14 protein-coding genes are annotated in these 17074 nt (G+C 54.3%); 13 read left to right on the forward strand and 1 reads right to left on the reverse strand.

Annotated features, from left to right (window positions below):
- The first annotated feature begins 6 nt into the window (after positions 1–6).
- The 8 genes from priA (at position 7) to KB236_03245 (ending at position 10362) form a co-directional block, all read left to right on the forward strand.
- A complete protein-coding gene (gene priA / locus KB236_03210; GenBank protein ID UIF29760.1) occupies positions 7–2424 on the forward strand; it encodes a primosomal protein N' in 2418 nt (805 codons plus the stop codon).
- Between the two features lie 491 nt (positions 2425–2915).
- On the forward strand, positions 2916–3860 hold the full coding sequence (gene fmt, locus KB236_03215; protein ID UIF29761.1) for a methionyl-tRNA formyltransferase: 945 nt from the start codon (positions 2916–2918) through the stop codon (positions 3858–3860).
- Entirely contained in the window at positions 3860–5203 is a 1344-nt protein-coding gene (rsmB, locus tag KB236_03220) for a 16S rRNA (cytosine(967)-C(5))-methyltransferase RsmB (protein UIF29762.1), read from the forward strand. The genes fmt and rsmB overlap by 1 nt, the downstream gene beginning before the upstream one ends.
- Before the next feature lie 12 nt (positions 5204–5215).
- Positions 5216–5959: a Stp1/IreP family PP2C-type Ser/Thr phosphatase gene (locus tag KB236_03225; protein ID UIF29763.1), complete on the forward strand. Its 744-nt coding sequence runs from the start codon at positions 5216–5218 to the stop codon at positions 5957–5959.
- A complete protein-coding gene (gene pknB, locus KB236_03230; GenBank protein UIF29764.1) occupies positions 5959–7998 on the forward strand; it encodes a Stk1 family PASTA domain-containing Ser/Thr kinase in 2040 nt (679 codons plus the stop codon). The genes KB236_03225 and pknB overlap by 1 nt, the downstream gene beginning before the upstream one ends.
- 124 nt (positions 7999–8122) lie before the next feature.
- Positions 8123–9019 carry a ribosome small subunit-dependent GTPase A gene (gene rsgA, locus KB236_03235; protein ID UIF29765.1) on the forward strand — a complete coding sequence of 299 codons (897 nt, stop codon included), beginning with the start codon at positions 8123–8125 and terminating at the stop codon, positions 9017–9019.
- A gap of 12 nt (positions 9020–9031) precedes the next feature.
- A complete protein-coding gene (gene rpe, locus KB236_03240; protein UIF29766.1) occupies positions 9032–9685 on the forward strand; it encodes a ribulose-phosphate 3-epimerase in 654 nt (217 codons plus the stop codon).
- The gene (locus KB236_03245) at positions 9685–10362 is read left to right on the forward strand and encodes a thiamine diphosphokinase (GenBank protein UIF29767.1); all 678 of its coding nucleotides are present in this window, start codon (positions 9685–9687) and stop codon (positions 10360–10362) included. The genes rpe and KB236_03245 overlap by 1 nt, the downstream gene beginning before the upstream one ends.
- A gap of 331 nt (positions 10363–10693) precedes the next feature.
- Here the strand turns inward: KB236_03245 and rpmB are convergent, their stop codons facing one another.
- Entirely contained in the window at positions 10694–10879 is a 186-nt protein-coding gene (gene rpmB / locus KB236_03250; protein ID UIF29768.1) for a 50S ribosomal protein L28, read from the reverse strand.
- Between the two features lie 239 nt (positions 10880–11118).
- On the opposite strand from rpmB, the gene KB236_03255 reads away from it, so the two are divergent.
- The 5 genes from KB236_03255 (at position 11119) to acpP (ending at position 16995) form a co-directional block, all read left to right on the forward strand.
- Positions 11119–11481 carry an Asp23/Gls24 family envelope stress response protein gene (locus KB236_03255; protein UIF29769.1) on the forward strand — a complete coding sequence of 121 codons (363 nt, stop codon included), beginning with the start codon at positions 11119–11121 and terminating at the stop codon, positions 11479–11481.
- 32 nt (positions 11482–11513) lie between these two features.
- Positions 11514–13205: a DAK2 domain-containing protein gene (locus KB236_03260; protein UIF29770.1), complete on the forward strand. Its 1692-nt coding sequence runs from the start codon at positions 11514–11516 to the stop codon at positions 13203–13205.
- A gap of 241 nt (positions 13206–13446) precedes the next feature.
- Positions 13447–15516, forward strand: coding sequence for an ATP-dependent DNA helicase RecG (gene recG, locus KB236_03265; GenBank protein ID UIF29771.1), 2070 nt, complete (start codon positions 13447–13449; stop codon positions 15514–15516).
- Positions 15517–15529: 13 nt separating this feature from the next.
- Complete coding sequence (gene plsX / locus KB236_03270) at positions 15530–16564, forward strand: phosphate acyltransferase PlsX (GenBank protein ID UIF29772.1); 1035 nt, start codon at positions 15530–15532, stop codon at positions 16562–16564.
- Between the two features lie 179 nt (positions 16565–16743).
- Positions 16744–16995: an acyl carrier protein gene (gene acpP / locus KB236_03275; protein UIF29773.1), complete on the forward strand. Its 252-nt coding sequence runs from the start codon at positions 16744–16746 to the stop codon at positions 16993–16995.
- Positions 16996–17074: the final 79 nt, after the last annotated feature.

The following is a 17074-nucleotide window of genomic DNA, read 5'->3' on the forward strand; positions in this document are numbered from 1 at the left end:
ACCGCAATGGCCCAGATTGGCCAAATTCTAGTGGACGTGCCGACGATGCAGACTAATGATCCTTATTCTTACGCGATTCCTACTGAACTGGAACACCAAGTTCAGGTGGGGATGCGCGTGATTGTCCCGTTTGGCCGTGGGCATCGCTTGGTCTCCGGCGTGGTCGTGGGACTGAGTGACGTGACCAGCTTTGATGGTCAGCTCAAGCCTATTCAGACCGTACTGGATCTCGCACCGGTCTTGAACGCCGAGCTGCGTCAGTTGGCCGATTGGCTGGCGAAGACCACCTATGCCTTTCGGATCACCTGCATCCAAACCATGCTCCCAAACCTCTTGAAGACGCAACCCAAGCGGCAGATCCAACCCACCACCACGTTGACGGCGGCCGAAATGGCCACGTATTTTCCCGACGGTGCACCGCGCGACTTTGACGCGGCGAAGCTAGACGACACCACGGTGGCGGGACTCCTGAGGCTTCAACGGGCCGGTAAGGTGGAGGTCGTCTACGAAGTGAAGAACAAGGCCGCCGCGAAGACCACGACGGGAGTTACCCCAGCGCTGACGCCGGCAAAATTACGCGAGATTGCTGGCGAAGTGAGCAAGCGCGCACCGAAACAGGCGCAGCTCCTGACTTACTTGGCTCAAATGACGCCGGATGACGTCGTGGCCCAAGCCACCGTTAGCAAGCGTGCTGGCGTGTCACCAGCCGTGATGGCGACGGCGGCCGACAAGGGCTGGCTGACGAAGTCTCAGTTGGAGGTCTATCGCGACCCCTTCCACCAACCCGTCAAGCCCACCCAGCCGCTTCAGCTAAATGCTGAACAGCAGGTCGCTGTGCAGGCCATTACCCGCGCGATTGACGATCAGCAGACCCAGAACTTTCTGGTCGAAGGGGTGACTGGAAGCGGCAAGACCGAGGTTTACCTGCAAAGCATTGCCCAAGCCCTTCAACAGGGGCGAACGGCCCTAATGCTGGTGCCCGAAATTGCTCTGACACCGCAGATGGTGAACCGGGTCAAGGCTCGATTTGGACAGCGCGTGGCCGTACTCCACAGTGGTCTGTCGAAAGGCGAACAGTACGATGAGTGGCGGCGAATCGACCGTGGCGAGGCGACGGTAGTCGTCGGGGCACGGTCAGCGGTATTTGCCCCCGTCGAGAACCTAGGCATCATCATTATGGATGAGGAACACGAGAGTAGCTATAAGCAGGATGAAAATCCGCGGTACCACGCCCGCGACGTCGCGCTGTGGCGAGGAAAGTATCACCACTGTCCGGTAGTCCTCGGGAGTGCCACACCATCACTGGAGACGCGGGCACGAGCGGCCAAGGGGCTCTACACGCGACTGGTCCTATCGAAGCGGGCTAAGGCGCAACCCATGCCGACCGTGCACATCGTGGACATGCGTGAACAATTGAAGCAGCAAGGAGACAGCGATTTTTCCGCGCCATTGATGGCCGCGATTCAGGAACGTTTGGACCGGCACGAGCAGATCGTGCTGATGTTGAACCGCCGGGGCTATTCGTCGTTTGTGATGTGTCGGGACTGCGGGTTTGTGTTGAAATGCCCGAATTGCGATATTTCGCTGACCTTGCACATGGACACCCACAGCATGAAATGCCACTACTGCGGGCATGAAGAAGCCATTCCCCACGTTTGCCCGAACTGTCACAGCAAGAAGATTCGTTACTACGGGACCGGGACGCAGAAGGTTCAACAGGCGTTGGAGAAGCTCCTGCCCACCGCCAAGATTTTGCGGATGGACGTGGATTCCACGCGGCGCAAGGGTGCTCACGAGCGAATCCTCCGACAATTTGGCGAACACAAGGCAGATATTCTCCTGGGCACGCAGATGATTGCCAAGGGCCTAGATTTTCCCAACGTCACGTTGGTGGGGGTGTTAAATGCCGACACGGCGCTGGGATTGCCAGACTTTCGGGCTAGCGAACGGACCTTCCAGCTGTTGACGCAGGTCAGCGGTCGTGCGGGGCGTGCAACCAAGCCCGGAGAGGTTTACATTCAGACGTTTAACCCCGACCACTATGCCATTCAGTTGGCTCAACGTCAGGACTACGAGCGCTTCTTCGTGACGGAAATGCACATGCGCCATCAGGGAAATTACCCGCCGTATTATTTTGCGGTCCAGCTGACGGCAAGTCACGAGGAGGAGGCCGTGGCGGCTAAGGCCATGTACCAGATCGTAGCGGCCTTAAAGCAAGGATTGAGTTCACATGCAATTATCCTCGGACCGACACCCAAGGCGATTGCCCGGGTAAAGCGCAAGTACTACTACCAAGTCGTGATTAAATACAAGCAGGAGCCACAATTACGGCCGGTGCTGGAACAGATCCGGCAGGCGGCCCAAGTGCCAGCACGCCACGGCTTATCGGTCACGATTGACTCGGAACCGATGAATTTCATGTAAGGACAGCTGTTTTGTGGTCGACCAGCCAGCAGATTTCGAAAAAATCAAGTGAAATTGGCGAAGACGATAGGGATTGGGCGCCCAATCTGCTATGATTAGGATGTGTCCGGTTTTTTTAGGTCTCTGGCGTTTATGCTGATTGGATGAATATCGACTGAGACACTATATTTATGATGAGGTGTCGACGGGCATTGACGGTAAAAGACAATCGTAGCCGTGAGTGAGTCAAATCTGGGCTCAGCCGGGGGCATGATGTCTGGTGGGTTACCAGACATCATGCGGCGACTTGGAAACGCCGATTCTTGGCGGTTTCAAGCGAGGTGCGAGACCGCTCCTTGGCTCGCACCGGTCCTTCCCCGCGTTCCAGCCCAGATTTGGCGAACGGTAAGGCGGGCAGACCCCTGGTACTGCCGGCGGAATCCCTGGCAACCGGAGACAGAGCGACTTAATAACAAAATCAAGAAGATAAAACCAAGAAAGTATGGTGTACGATGACTTCAGTAATTTTTATGGGCACGCCCGAATTTTCGGCGCCCATTCTGAGCAGTTTAATTGAAAAGGGCTACGACGTTTTAGCCGTTGTGACCCAGCCCGATCGGCGGGTTGGCCGCAAGCACGTCTTGACCGCGTCACCCGTTAAGCAGGTGGCGGTGGCGCACGACATCGAGGTGCTTCAACCCCAAAAGATTTCCGGAAGTGACGAGATGGTTCGGGCCATTGAGTTGGCGCCCGATCTGATCGTGACGGCGGCGTTCGGCCAATTCTTACCAACCAAGCTCTTGAAGGCGGCCAAGGTGGCTGCCGTGAACGTTCACGCGTCGCTACTGCCTAAGTACCGTGGCGGTGCCCCCGTGCACTACGCCATCATGAATGGGGATAAGGAGACCGGCGTATCCATCATGTTCATGGAAAAGAAGATGGATGCCGGTGCCGTGTTGGCACAACGCGCCATTCCGATTACCGAACAAGACGACGTGGGTTCCATGTTTGATAAGCTTAGCCTGGTAGGCCGGGACTTGTTGCTGGAGACGTTGCCTAAATTGCTGGCTGGTGAGATTACGCCGGTACCGCAGGATGAGTCAAAAGTCACCTTCTCACCGACCATCAAGTCCGATGAAGAACGGATTGACTTGAACCTAAGTGCCCATCTGATTGACTGCAAGGTTCGCGCATTACGGCCAGCCCCCATCGCCCACATTTACCTCAACGGCGTGCGGACCAAGCTCTGGGACGTGACCGTCTTGGATCAGACGACTGACTTGCAGCCGGGGGCGCTGGTCAGTCACGACAAGCACCACCTGGCCATTGCGACCGGGGAACACGGCGTCTTGGCCTTAAACGAGATTCAACCGGCCGGTAAGCCGAAATTGAGCATTACCGACTTTCTGAACGGAACGAGCGACGCACTGACAATAGGCGAACAGGTGGCTGAATAATGACAAAGAATACAACACCCCGGGCATTAGCGGTTGAAGCATTAACGCGCGTGGCCAATGGGGCTTACTCAAATTTACAGTTGGAACAGACCTTAGAGAGTCACAACTTAAGCGACGTTGACCGGCGTTTCGTGACCAACTTGGTGTACGGCACCATCCAACATCAATTAACCTTGGAATACTATCTGGATGGGTTCATCAAGCCCAATCAAAAGGTCTTGCCGTGGGTCAAGATGACGCTGTTAGTCGCCCTGTACCAAGAACTTTACTTGGACCGGGTTCCCAAGCGCGCTATCTTTAACGAAGCCATTCAATTGGCCAAGGATCGTGGTCACGAAGGGATTCGCCGCTTCGTGACCGGCGTCTTACACGCCATCGATCGCCAAGGCCTACCCGATATCAGCCAGATTAAAGACCCCGTTCAACGGCTGAGTCTGCAATACTCCGTTCCGGAATGGCTGGTCGTGGCGATTCAAAAGCAAGTTGGCGAGGACAAGGCCGTCAGCATTTTAGCGACCATTAACCAACCTGCAGCGCAGTCCGTGCGGGTTAATACGGCGGTGGCGACGGTCGAAGAGGTTGAACAATCTCTCACCGACCAAGGCTACACGGTGACGCCGAGTGAGGTGGCCGGCAACGCCTTTCGCTTGGATGACAAGGCGGCCAATCAGAGCAACGTCTTCGAGACCGGTGAATTGACGATTCAAGACGAGAGTGCCATGCTTCCCGTCGAAGCCCTGCAAGTTCGGCCCGGTGACCAGGTCTTAGATGCCTGTGCCGCACCAGGGGGCAAGACCACCCAGATTGCGGCGTTGCTCGACGCCCATTCCGGTGGGAAAGTCACGGCGCTTGACCTGCATCCTAAGAAGGTTAACTTGATTGAAAAGAACGCGGAACGGTTGCATGTGGCCGATCGCGTGGACGCCGTGGCCTTAGATGCCCGGAAGATTAATGACCAATTTCCCAAGAAGCAGTTCGACCGTATCTTGGTGGACGCCCCGTGTTCTGGGCTAGGTCTGATTCGGCGGAAACCGGAGATTCGTTATGAAAAGACGCCCCAAGACATTCAACAGCTCCAGCGGGTTCAGCTGGGAATTTTGGATGCCGTGAGTGAGAAGCTAAAGCCAAATGGCATTCTGGTCTACAGCACCTGCACCATCTTGGATACGGAAAACGCCGATGTGGCAGCCAAGTTCTTGGCGGACCATCCGGACTTCGAATCCATGCGCGTGGAGACGCAGCTGAAGGTCAAGGATGACCGGAGCACGGACACGTTGGCCATCTATCCGGACGACTTTGATTCGGACGGCTTCTTCGTGAGTGCGTTTCGTAAGAAAAAATAGGGGTGACGGGCAATGAAAGTGGCATACCGAACGTCGATTGGCAAGCAACGCGCGGACAATGAAGACTACGTGGATGTTTTCACAAATCAAGCGGGGCAACACCTCGCGATTATCGCCGATGGGATTGGTGGTCATCAGGGGGGAGACGTGGCCAGCGCCATGGCGGTTTCCCACCTCGGTCATGAGTTCGAACAGACGAAGCTGACCACGCCGAGTGCGGCCCGGACTTGGATTACCGGTGAAATTACGGCGGAGAACCAGTCGATCATTGACAAGTCAAATGAATTTGCCGACCTCAACGGGATGGGGACGACCCTAGTGGCTGCACTCTACTTTACCGAAGAGGTAGTTATTGCCAGTATCGGGGACTCGCGGGCCTACCTCCTGCGTGACCGTCAATTTCGACAGCTGACCGAGGATCATTCGCTGGTCAACGAGCTGGTTAAGCGCGGCGAGATCAGTAAGCAGGCCGCGCGCCATCACCCGCAAAAAAACGTGATTATTCGCTCATTAGGCATTTCCACGGACGCCCGCTTTGACCTGAACACCTATCCACTGGTGCCGGAGGATCAACTGCTACTGTGCACCGATGGCCTGACCAACATGGTGACCGATGCCGAGATTCAGCAGGTGCTCCTCAGTGACCACACGCCCGCCGAGAAGTGCGATCGGCTGATTGAGATGGCTAACGCTGCCGGTGGACTGGATAACATTACGGTCCTGATCATCGCCAATGACGATGGGGAGGTGAGCTGATGCGCACGGGTTACACGTTAAATGGCCGTTACCGCATCATCCGTTCCTTGGGTGAAGGGGGCATGGCCAACGTTTACTTGGCACATGACTTGATCCTGGACCGTGACGTGTCCGTCAAGCTACTCCGGTTGGATCTCCGTGATGATCCGGCAACGGTGCGGCGCTTCCAGCGAGAGGCACTCGCCGCCACGGAATTAGTCAACGACAACATTGTCCAGGTCTACGATGTCGGTGAGGAAAATGGCATGCAGTACCTGGTCATGGAATACGTCGAGGGGACCGACCTCAAGGCGTTTATCAAGCAACATTTCCCGATTCCCTACCAAGAAGTCATTCAGATCATGGCGCAGATCTTAAACGCCGTGAAGACGGCCCATGAACATAACATTATTCACCGCGACCTTAAGCCCCAGAACATCTTGATCGACGAGCATCAGGTCGCCAAGATTACCGACTTCGGGATTGCGGTGGCCCTGTCCGAACATAGTCTGACTCAGACCAATACTGTGTTGGGATCGGTACATTATCTCTCGCCGGAACAGGCACGCGGGGGGATGGCGACCAAGCAGTCCGACATCTACTCGTTGGGGATTATTCTCTACGAGATGCTGACCGGCACCGTGCCCTTTGAGGGCGAAACGGCCGTGTCCATTGCCTTGAAACACTTCCAATCGGAGATTCCTTCCGTGCGGGACATCGACCCCCGGATTCCGCAGGCACTGGAGAATGTGGTCTTGAAGGCCACGTCCAAGCGTCCGGCCGACCGGTACACCGATGTCGGGAGTATGGCGGAGGATCTCAAGACCTCGCTGTCCCCGAAACGGGCGGGTGAGGTCCGCTTTACCCCCGCGGAGAACGACGACGGGGAGACCAAGGTCTTGCCGGCCAGTGCGCTCAGCACGACGCCGGTGCCACACGCCATCGCACAGGCAACGGGAGAGTCGACCACGGCGTCTGCTAAGGCCGACCCGAAGACTGCTGATCAGACGACTACGGGTAAGAAGAAACGAAAGAAGTACCGTCATCCGCGCCGCCGCAAGTTTTTAATTGCCGGCGGGATCATCCTCTTATTGATTCTGGGGATTTTCATCGGAATGGCGCTCTTCAGACCGCAGATGACCAATGTTCCTGATGTGATTGGGAATAAGGAAGACGCCGCGCGTAGTGCTCTGGTGTCGGCGAAGCTGAAGACAGGAACGGTGCACAAGACCTCGAGTGATAAGGTCAAATTGAACCGGGTGGTGCGGACAGAACCGCGCCCGGGAACCCAGCTCAAGCAAGAAACGGCGGTCGATCTGTGGATCAGCACCGGGCCGAAACGCTATAAGTTGGCGAACTACCAGGGTGATTCGTACGCCAGTACCGCTGCCAAACTTGAGGCGCTAGGCTTCAACGTTCATCGTGAGTCGGTTCATTCAACCAGTGTGGCTGCTGGAAAGATCATGCAGCAGAGCGTGGCCGCCGGTAGCAACGTGGTCCCCAGTAAGACCGACCTGACCTTCACGGTATCGACCGGGTCAGAGACGGTGACCTTGGCCGATCTGAGCAATAAGACCAAGAGTCAGGCGCAAAGCTACGCCACGAGTCACAACCTCAACTTGGCCTTCCAGTACGCCTATTCTAGCGACGTTGCCAAGGGTCGGGTGATCCGGCAGTCGCCGGGTGAAGGCGCCGTCGTTCAGGAGGGTGACGAGATTACGCTAACCATGTCTCGCGGTGATCAGAGCGACAGTAGCTCCAGCGTGGATGAGTTCAGTGTGAACGTCAAGATTCCGTTTGACAGTGGCTCGACCGATGACGATAGCGACGACGATGACAGTGACAGTAGCTCGTCGTCCAGCAGTAGTGATAGCAACCTGGTTCAGATTTATTTGCGTGATCAGGACCACGCGTTAAGCTCGATTTACAAACAAATGACGATTACTGCGGACACGACCGTGACGCTACCGTTTACGGTGGCTTCGGGCAAGTCTGGGGCTTACAAGGTCGTTCGTGATGGCCACGTCATTGCTTCGGATAATCACGTCACGAAAAATTAAGGAAAAAACCTGCATTTATAGCTCAGTTCTTTTATAATGATAGAGGACTGAGTTTTTTGATGGGTTTGGGATGAAGCGTCTCATGCTCATGGATTGTTGAGAACCAGGAAGAAGGTGGTGCTGCATGTCAGAGGGACAAATTCGCCAATCGTTGAGCGGTTTTTATGACGTTTTCAGCGATGGTGAGCTGTATCGTACGCGGGCCCGGGGAAACTTTCGTAAACGGCGAATTACGCCGCTTGTCGGCGACCGGGTGCGTTTCGAGAGCTCAACCCCTAAAGAGGGGTACATTCTAGAAATCTTACCACGGGATAACGCGTTGACCCGACCGCCCGTGGCGAACGTCGATCAGGGCGTGGTCGTGACGGCGGTAGCGTCGCCCGAATTTTCCACGAACTTGTTGGATCGGCAGTTAGTGGCCTTAGAGGTCAGCCACATCGCCCCAGTGATCTACTTCACCAAGACCGACTTAATCTCGGATGACCGTTATCGGGAATTCGAGACGTTGGCGGCGGGGTATCGTGAGATCGGTTACGACGTATGTTTGACGCGCGAACCCTTTGCGGCCAGTGGCCTTGACGAACTACGCGACTTGTTAGCGAACAAGGTGACGGTCATCATGGGGCAGACCGGGGCCGGGAAGTCCACGTTACTCAACCACATCTCACCCGAGCTAACGCTGGCGACTGGTGAAATCTCGACGGCGCTGAATCGGGGGAAACATACCACCCGGAAGGTTAGCCTGATGCCCGTTGCGGACGGCCTCGTTGCTGATACGCCGGGCTTCTCGTCCTACGACACCTTGACGATTGACTACCGCGAGCTGGGACAGTATTTCCCCGAGTTCGCGCTGGCTTCGCGAGACTGCCGGTTCAGAGGGTGTGTACACGTCAACGAGCCCGGTTGTGCGGTCAAGGACGGCATTGCCGCTGGAAAATTCATGCAGAGTCGTTACGATAACTACCTGCTCTTACTTACGTTGTTAAAGAATCAAAAACCTGTTTACAATAAAAAGAAATGAGGAAGAAAATTTATGATTAAAGTAGCGCCATCAATTTTAAGTGCGGATTACGTCAATTTACAACCAGACATCGAAAAGGTCGACAAGGGCGGTGCCGAAGTCTTACACATCGACATCATGGACGGTAACTTCGTGCCAGCATTGTCTTACGGTCCCGGTTGGGTCAAGGCAATTCGCCCAATCACCAAGATGGTCTTGGACGTGCACATGATGGTCCAAAACCCAGAACGTTACGTGGATGACTTTGCCAAGGCCGGCGCCGACATCATCGGGGTTCACGTCGAAGCCACGCCACACATTCACCGGGCCTTACAGATGATTCAAAACGCTGGCGTGACGCCAGAAGTTGTTATCAACCCAGGGACGCCGGTCTCAGCCATCGAACCTGTCTTAGACATGGTTGGCCAAGTGTTGGTTATGACGGTTAACCCTGGTTTTGGTGGTCAGAAGTTCTTACACAGTACCGTCGAAAAGATTGCGCAACTCGACGCCATCAAGAAGGCCAAGGGCTACGACTTTGATATCGAAGTTGATGGTGGAGTTAACGACAAGACGGTCGTTGACTGTGCCAACGCGGGGGCAACGGTTGCCGTCGCTGGGTCGTATGTTTTCAACGCCGATGACCCGGTTGCCCGCATCAACGCCTTGAAGGCCGCAACGAAATAATGCCACGGGGCGGAACGTTCAATCTCCTCGTGGGTGGGCCCAAGGCTGAATGGCCGGACGACCTGCGTTCACGGAAAATTGACGGCTCCTGGATTGGCGTTGATCGGGGGACGTTACGGTTAATCGATCACAATATTCAGCCGGTGGCAGCGATCGGGGACTTTGATTCTCTCCAGCCAGTTGAACTGCAACGGGTGCGACGTAATGTCAAAGATATCCGCCAGTCGCAGCCGGAGAAGGACTTCACCGATACGCAGATGGCGGTGTCGGTCGCGTTAAACGACTACGGGGCCGAACACGTCGACATTTACGGCGCCACGGGCGGTCGGTTGGACCATTTCTTGGCGAATCTCTTTATCGTGCTCCAGCCGGAGTTTAAACGGTATGCCAACCGGATTCGCTTGATTGATAAGCAAAATACAATTTCGTTTTATCTGCCGGGCCACTATCACGTGACCAAGGAGCCGGATAAAAATTATCTGGCGTTTATTCCGCTCACGTCCATCGACCACTTGAGTCTGACTAATGAAAAATACCAACTCCACAACGAGCCAATTCCGTACCCCATTTCCCTCGCCAGCAACGAATTTGTCGGGAATACCGGCGAATTTCAGTTCGATACAGGCTTGCTGTGCGTGATTCAGAGTTGCGATACCTATGAGGCTCGTCACGAATAACGTGATGATGCCATAAAAGCTGATAAAAAATCGTCCTTCACTGGAATTTTCCGGTGAGGGACGATTTTTTTGAGACATGGGCGTGTAACCGCCGATTACTTTGAAGGCTTTAGTGCTGGTTATATTTTTGCCAAGGGAGTGGTCAAGGCCTATCGTCATTAAACGAGTTATTCACCTGCGGCTGCCAGAGATGCTGGTTGAAAACCATTGAACGCGCAGCGACATCGCTGGCGTGGCCACGTTCGGCCAACCCGAAGACGAGCACGAAAAAAGCGAGGGGCACAGGTGGACCTGCACTCCTCGCTTTTTTCGTTTAACCGTGTCCGTTTAACTAGACGCGGGTTACCTTACCTGATTTCAAAGTCCGAGCAGAAACCCAAACCTTCTTCGGCTTACCGTCCACTAAGATGCGAACCTTTTGTAAGTTCGGCTTCCAAGCGCGACGACTTGAATTCAAAGCGTGAGAACGCTTGTTACCGAAGCGCGTCCGCTTGCCGTTGATAAAATCCTTTGCCATGGCGTAAACCCTCCTTTGTTGATTCATTCATTACTTTTTTTTAAAAGCAGTGCTTTTTGCTCACCTGACTAATTTACCATACTCTTTTGCGGAACGCAACGTTTTCTTTCAAGGAAATCTACTTGACACCTATTTCCCCTTAGAACGTGGTTTTCGGTCTTCCCATTTCTATTTTTGGCGTGGTTGTGGTAAGATTAATTTCTGTTAAGATTGTATATCCAGATAAGGAGGCTATTTCCATGGCCGTAAAGATTAAGACTCAGTACGGAACAATTGATATTACAAATGAAGTGATTGCGACCGTAGTTGGGGGTGCCGCGACTGATAATTATGGTGTCGTGGGCATGGCAAGCAAAAATCAGATTCGTGATAATGTAAATGATATCTTACGGCGGGAGAATTATGCCCGCGGGGTGGTTGTCCGTCAGGAAGAAAATGGCGTGGCCATCGATGTCTATGTGATTGTGAGCTACGGAACCAAGATTTCCGAAGTCTCACGTAACGTTCAATCTAAAGTCAAATATAACCTGGAAACGATGTTAGGCGTAACGGCTAATTCCGTTAACGTCATTGTTCAAGGGGTGCGGGTGTTGGCTGATTAGCCAGACGTACTGAAATCAAGGAGGATACTTAGTTGAAAGTAACAGAAATTACTAATCTTGAGTTTGGTAAGATGGTCCAAGCCGCCTCGCAAAAGCTAAACCAGAATGCCGATTTTATTAATTCATTGAATGTTTTCCCCGTTCCTGATGGGGATACGGGAACCAACATGAGCCTGTCCCTGCAGAGTGGGGCCAAGTACGAACGCGACGCCGATACCGACGCCGTGGGAGCCTTGGCAACAGCACTGGCTAAGGGATTACTGATGGGTGCGCGGGGAAATTCCGGCGTGATCCTGTCACAAATCTTCCGGGGCTTCTCCCGGAAGTTGGCCGATAAGCAAACCTTAACGGCCCAAGACTTGGCCGACGGGTTCGCTGCCGGTGCAGAAACGGCTTATAAGGCCGTTATGAAGCCTACCGAGGGAACTATCCTCACGGTGGTTCGCGAGGGCGCTCAGGCCGGTTTAAACACCGCCAAGAAGTCCGACGATATTTTAGCCGTGATGGATGCCGTCTACGAAGCCGCCAAGGCCGCTCTGGCAACGACGCCCGATCTCTTGCCTGTCTTGAAGCAGGTGGGGGTCGTTGATTCCGGTGGTCAAGGGTTGACGTTTGTACTTGAAGCCTTTAACGATTCACTCAATGGGCGGGTCGCTGAAGAGGGCGACTACAAGCCCGACGATGCCGAAATGGACGAAATGATTGACGCTGCTCACCACCAGAGTGTGCAAGGGAAACTCGATCCTGACAGCATCAAGTACGGTTACTGTACGGAAATCATGGTCCGGATTGGTCGCGGGAAGCAAGTGCAACACGACTTCGATTACGACACCTTCTACAAGTATCTGGCGGGGTTAGGTGACTCCTTGCTGGTCGTCAACGACGAAGAGATTGTGAAGGTCCACGTCCACACCGAGCACCCAGGCAAGGTCATTGCTTGGGGTCAAGAATTTGGTGATCTGGCTAAGGTTAAGGTCGACAACATGCGGATGCAGCAAGAAACCATCATGGAACATGATGAAGAAACTGCTGAAGCGGCGGCTCCGGTTGCTGAAGAAGAAGCACCAGCCGATACGGCCATCATTGCGATTGCCGCCGGTGATGGTTTAGCCACGCTCTTCAAGAGTCTGGGCGTCACGCACGTGGTCAACGGTGGTCAAACCATGAATCCAAGTACACAGGATATCGTGGACGCCATCAATGACAGCAAGGCCAAACGTGCCATTGTGTTGCCTAACAACAAGAATATCTTCTTAGCCGCCGAACAGGCAGCCAAGGTAGCGGATATTCCGGCCGTGATCGTCCACTCCAAGACGGTTTCACAAGGGATGACGGCCATGTTGGGCTACAACCCAGACGCCGAATTGGCGGATAACCAGTCTGCGATGGAAGAAAACTTGACGGCCGTGAAGAGTGGGCAAGTGACCCATGCTATTCGCGATACCGAACTGGATGGTTTTGACATCAAGGAAGGCAACTTCATGGGTATCGTTGACGGGACGATCAAGGTCACCGATGCCGATCTGCTGAAGACGGCGGTCGCCACGGTTAAGGCCATGCTGGATGATGACAGTGAGATTGTCACGATTATTTACGGTGCCGATACGACGGAAGACGTTGCGGATCAACTGCAATCAGCCGTTGAGGACTTAGATGATGAATTAGAGACGGAAGTTCACAGTGGGGGCCAACCGGTCTACCCATTCCTGATTTCTGTGGAATAATCGCTCGATACGAAAGGGGTCCAGGACAGTTGTCCCGGTCCTCTTTCGTGTTATGACGGCGTATTTGCCCGATGTTCGGCCTAGTCGGATAGGCGGGAAAGTCGTAAAATGAATGTAAATAGCGTTGAACGATGAAGTGTAGGTGTCAATTGGTTTAGCGCACTTCGTTAGTGGCTAAATCTTATATTTTTGACGGGGTTAGTCGTTTGTCGTCAAAAGATGATTTTATTTTTAGAGAACAATGGTAACCAAGAAAAATGATGGGAGGGGTGTTAACGTGGTCAGTTTAAATGATTCGGTCAGCGCATTAGCCGGCGTCGGGCCTAAGCGGGCTCAGGCGTTGAAGTCGTTGGATATTGAAAACGTCAATGACTTACTGACATATTTTCCTTTTCGCTACGAAGACTTGCAGGCCAAGGACCCCGCCGAACTGACCGATCAGGCGAAGGTCACGCTGAAAGGTACCGTGGCCGCCGCTCCCGTCATTTCACGGTTCGGTCGGCGGAAGACGCGTCTGAACTTTCGCCTGTTATTAGACGAACACACCATTATTCCGGTGACCTTTTTCAACCAGCCCTGGCTGAAAGACAAGCTGGAAGTGGGCAATGAGTTGGCCGTGTACGGCCGCTTCGATGCTAAGCGTCAGAGCCTGGCTGGGATGAAGATTATTGCCAGTGCCGATGGCGGGATGGGATCGATCTATCCGGCGAATAAGGAAGTGCGGCAGGGAACGATTCAGAAGTTGGTGGAGAGCGCCTACGCCACCTACGCGCCGGTCATTGTTGATCTGATTCCTGAGCCGTTGCGGGTGCAGTACCGGCTGTTACACCGGCGGCAAATGATTCATGACATGCACTTCCCGGATGGGGATGCCGCCGCACAGGCCGCACGCCGGACCGCCAAGTTTGAGGAATTTTATCTGTTTGAGACGCGCCTCCAGATAGTGAAGCAACAGGATCACACGCTTCACGGTCAGGCGCTGACGTATGATTTAACTAAGCTCAAGGCCTTCATCTCGGCGTTGCCCTATGAATTGACGACCGCGCAGAAACGCGTGGTCAACGAGATTTGTTTTGATTTAAAACGTCCCGTGCACATGAATCGGCTGCTTCAGGGGGACGTGGGGAGTGGCAAGACCGTGGTGGCGGCGATTGCCATGTACGCCGCCATTACGGCCGGGGCCCAAGCGGCATTGATGGCCCCCACGGAAATTTTGGCGGAGCAGCACGCCAATAACCTGGCGAAGTTGTTCGCCGACTTTCCGGTGAACGTCGCATTGCTGACCGGGGCCACTAAACCAGCGGCTCGCAAGACGCTGCTGCCGCAGATTGCCAACGGGACGGTAAACTTGATCGTCGGGACGCACGCGTTGATTCAGCCCGAAGTGACGTATCACCATCTCGGGTTAGCCGTCGTCGATGAGCAACACCGGTTCGGCGTGAACCAGCGGCAGGCCTTGCGTGAGAAGGGTCAGCAACCCGACGTACTGGCCATGACGGCGACTCCCATTCCCCGGACGCTGGCCATTACGGCCTACGGGGAGATGGACGTGTCGGTGATTAACGAGCTGCCGGCCGGTCGGCAACCGATTAAGACGTCGTGGATCCGCAGTAATCAGGTGGACGCCACGTTGCGGCAGGTTAAAGCCGAGTTGAGCAGTGGCTCGCAGGCCTACGTGGTGACGCCGTTGATCGAAGAGTCGGAGGCCGTCGACATGAAGAATGCCGAGGCCATCTATGCCCGCTTCAAAGAGGAGTTTGAGCCCACGTACAAGGTCGGCCTGCTCCACGGGCGGATGAAAAATGACGAGAAGAATGCGGTCATGGACGCCTTTAAGGCCAATGAATTTCAAGTGCTGGTGGCGACCACGGTAATTGAAGTGGGGGTCGACGTGCCCAACGCTACGGTCATGTTGATCTACGATGCCGATCACTTTGGCTTGGCCCAACTACATCAGTTGCGTGGCCGGGTTGGTCGGGGGAAGAAGGCCTCGGCCTGCATCTTGATTGCCGATCCTAAGAATGAATTGGCTGTGGAACGCATGACGACCATGACCAGTACGAACGATGGGTTTGTTTTATCGCAAAAGGATTTGGAATTACGGGGTCCGGGTGATATTCTGGGTAAAAAGCAGTCCGGGGTGCCCGACTTTAAGGTCGGTGATCCCGTGGCCGACCTGAACATCTTGAGTGTTGCGCAGCAGGCCGCTAAGGAAACGGTGGCATCTGCCGATTGGGCGGACAAAGACGCCAATCTGGCGTTAGCCGCTTTTCTCAGCACGACGGCCCATCAGAATACAACCATGGATTAAAAGGAGACGAATTATGAAAATTGCCGTTGACGCAATGGGTGGCGACTACGCCCCCGCCGAGATTATCAAAGGGGTTGAGCAAGCCCGCGACGCCTACTCAGACGTTGAGTTTTTGGTGTATGGCCAGGAGGAACAGGTTAAGCCGCTGATTCAAGACGACACGCGAATCACGCTGATGCCAGCCGCCGAAGTCATCACAATGGAGGATGAACCGGTACGGGCCATTCGCCGCAAGAAGCAATCAAGCATTGTCCTGGCCGCAACGGCCGTGAAGGAAGGGGCCGCGGATGCCTTCTTCTCCGCCGGAAATTCCGGTGCTGTTCTGGCCGCGGGCCTGCTGATTGTGGGGCGGATCAAGGGGATTGACCGACCGGGGCTGACCACGACGCTGCCCGTACTACGCAAGCCGGACCAATCCAGCTTTGTTATGCTGGACGTGGGGGCAAATGCCGATACAAAGCCATTTAACGTGGTCCAGTACGCCGTGATGGGGCAATACTATGCGCAGTCGATCATGCACGTGAAGCAACCGCGGATTGGCCTCTTGAACAACGGGACCGAGGCTGACAAGGGAGACATGGCTCACCAGGCCATCTATCAGGCGTTGGCCAGCATTGACAGCCTGAACTTCATCGGTAACGTGGAATCGCGAGAACTGTTGAACGGTGCGGCGGACGTCGTGGTGACCGATGGCTTTACCGGTAATGCGACGCTCAAGGCTATTGAAGGTACCGCATTGTCCATGCTCAAGCTGATTAAGGGCGAGATCATGAGCGGCGGCCTGGGCGGCAAGATCGGCGCCGGACTATTGAAGCCGGTCTTCAAGAACGTCCAGAGTGCCATGGACTATTCCCAATATGGCGGGGCGGTCTTGTTGGGCCTCAAGGCGCCGGTTGTGAAGACGCACGGCTCCAGCAAGGCACCAACCGTTAAGAATACGATTGGTCAAATCCGTGAGCTGGTCGAAACCAAGAGTGCCGACCAACTCGTCACGTATTTCGCGGACCACACCGACGAGATGGCGGCGCTGAAGGAATCTTTGAAGTAGGCTGTGGGTTGAGTTTGCTGACAAATGCGGCAGACAGAATCCCTGACAGCCGCAGGCAAAGTGGCCAGGTGGAACGAAGGTCATACGGGAAACGACTAAAGGTGCAATATTAATTTGCTAGACAAGGTCTGCCAAAACGGTTAGACTACTTATTGAATACTGTGAGCGAGGGATTAGATATGACAAGAGCAGAAATTTTTAACAAGATTGCAGACATTATTGCCGATCGCTTTGAAACTGATCGGGATCAGATCAACGAGCAGTTGAACTTCAAGAAGGACTTGGACGCCGATTCGATCGACTTCGTGGAATTTGTCTTGGAATTGGAAGACACTTTTAACGCGGAGATTTCCGATGAGGATGCCGAGAAATTGACGACCATTGGTGAAGTGGTTGACTACATCGTCGCCCACCAAGCTGAAGCAAAATAAGTACTGAGCGAGTCCGGGCCGCACCTCTTTGTCCCGGGCTTTTTCAATCAAATGGGAAATGGATGACCGGCTAAATGAT

The organism is Levilactobacillus brevis (assembly GCA_021383565.1).
GTDB classification, from domain to species: domain Bacteria; phylum Bacillota; class Bacilli; order Lactobacillales; family Lactobacillaceae; genus Levilactobacillus; species Levilactobacillus brevis_B.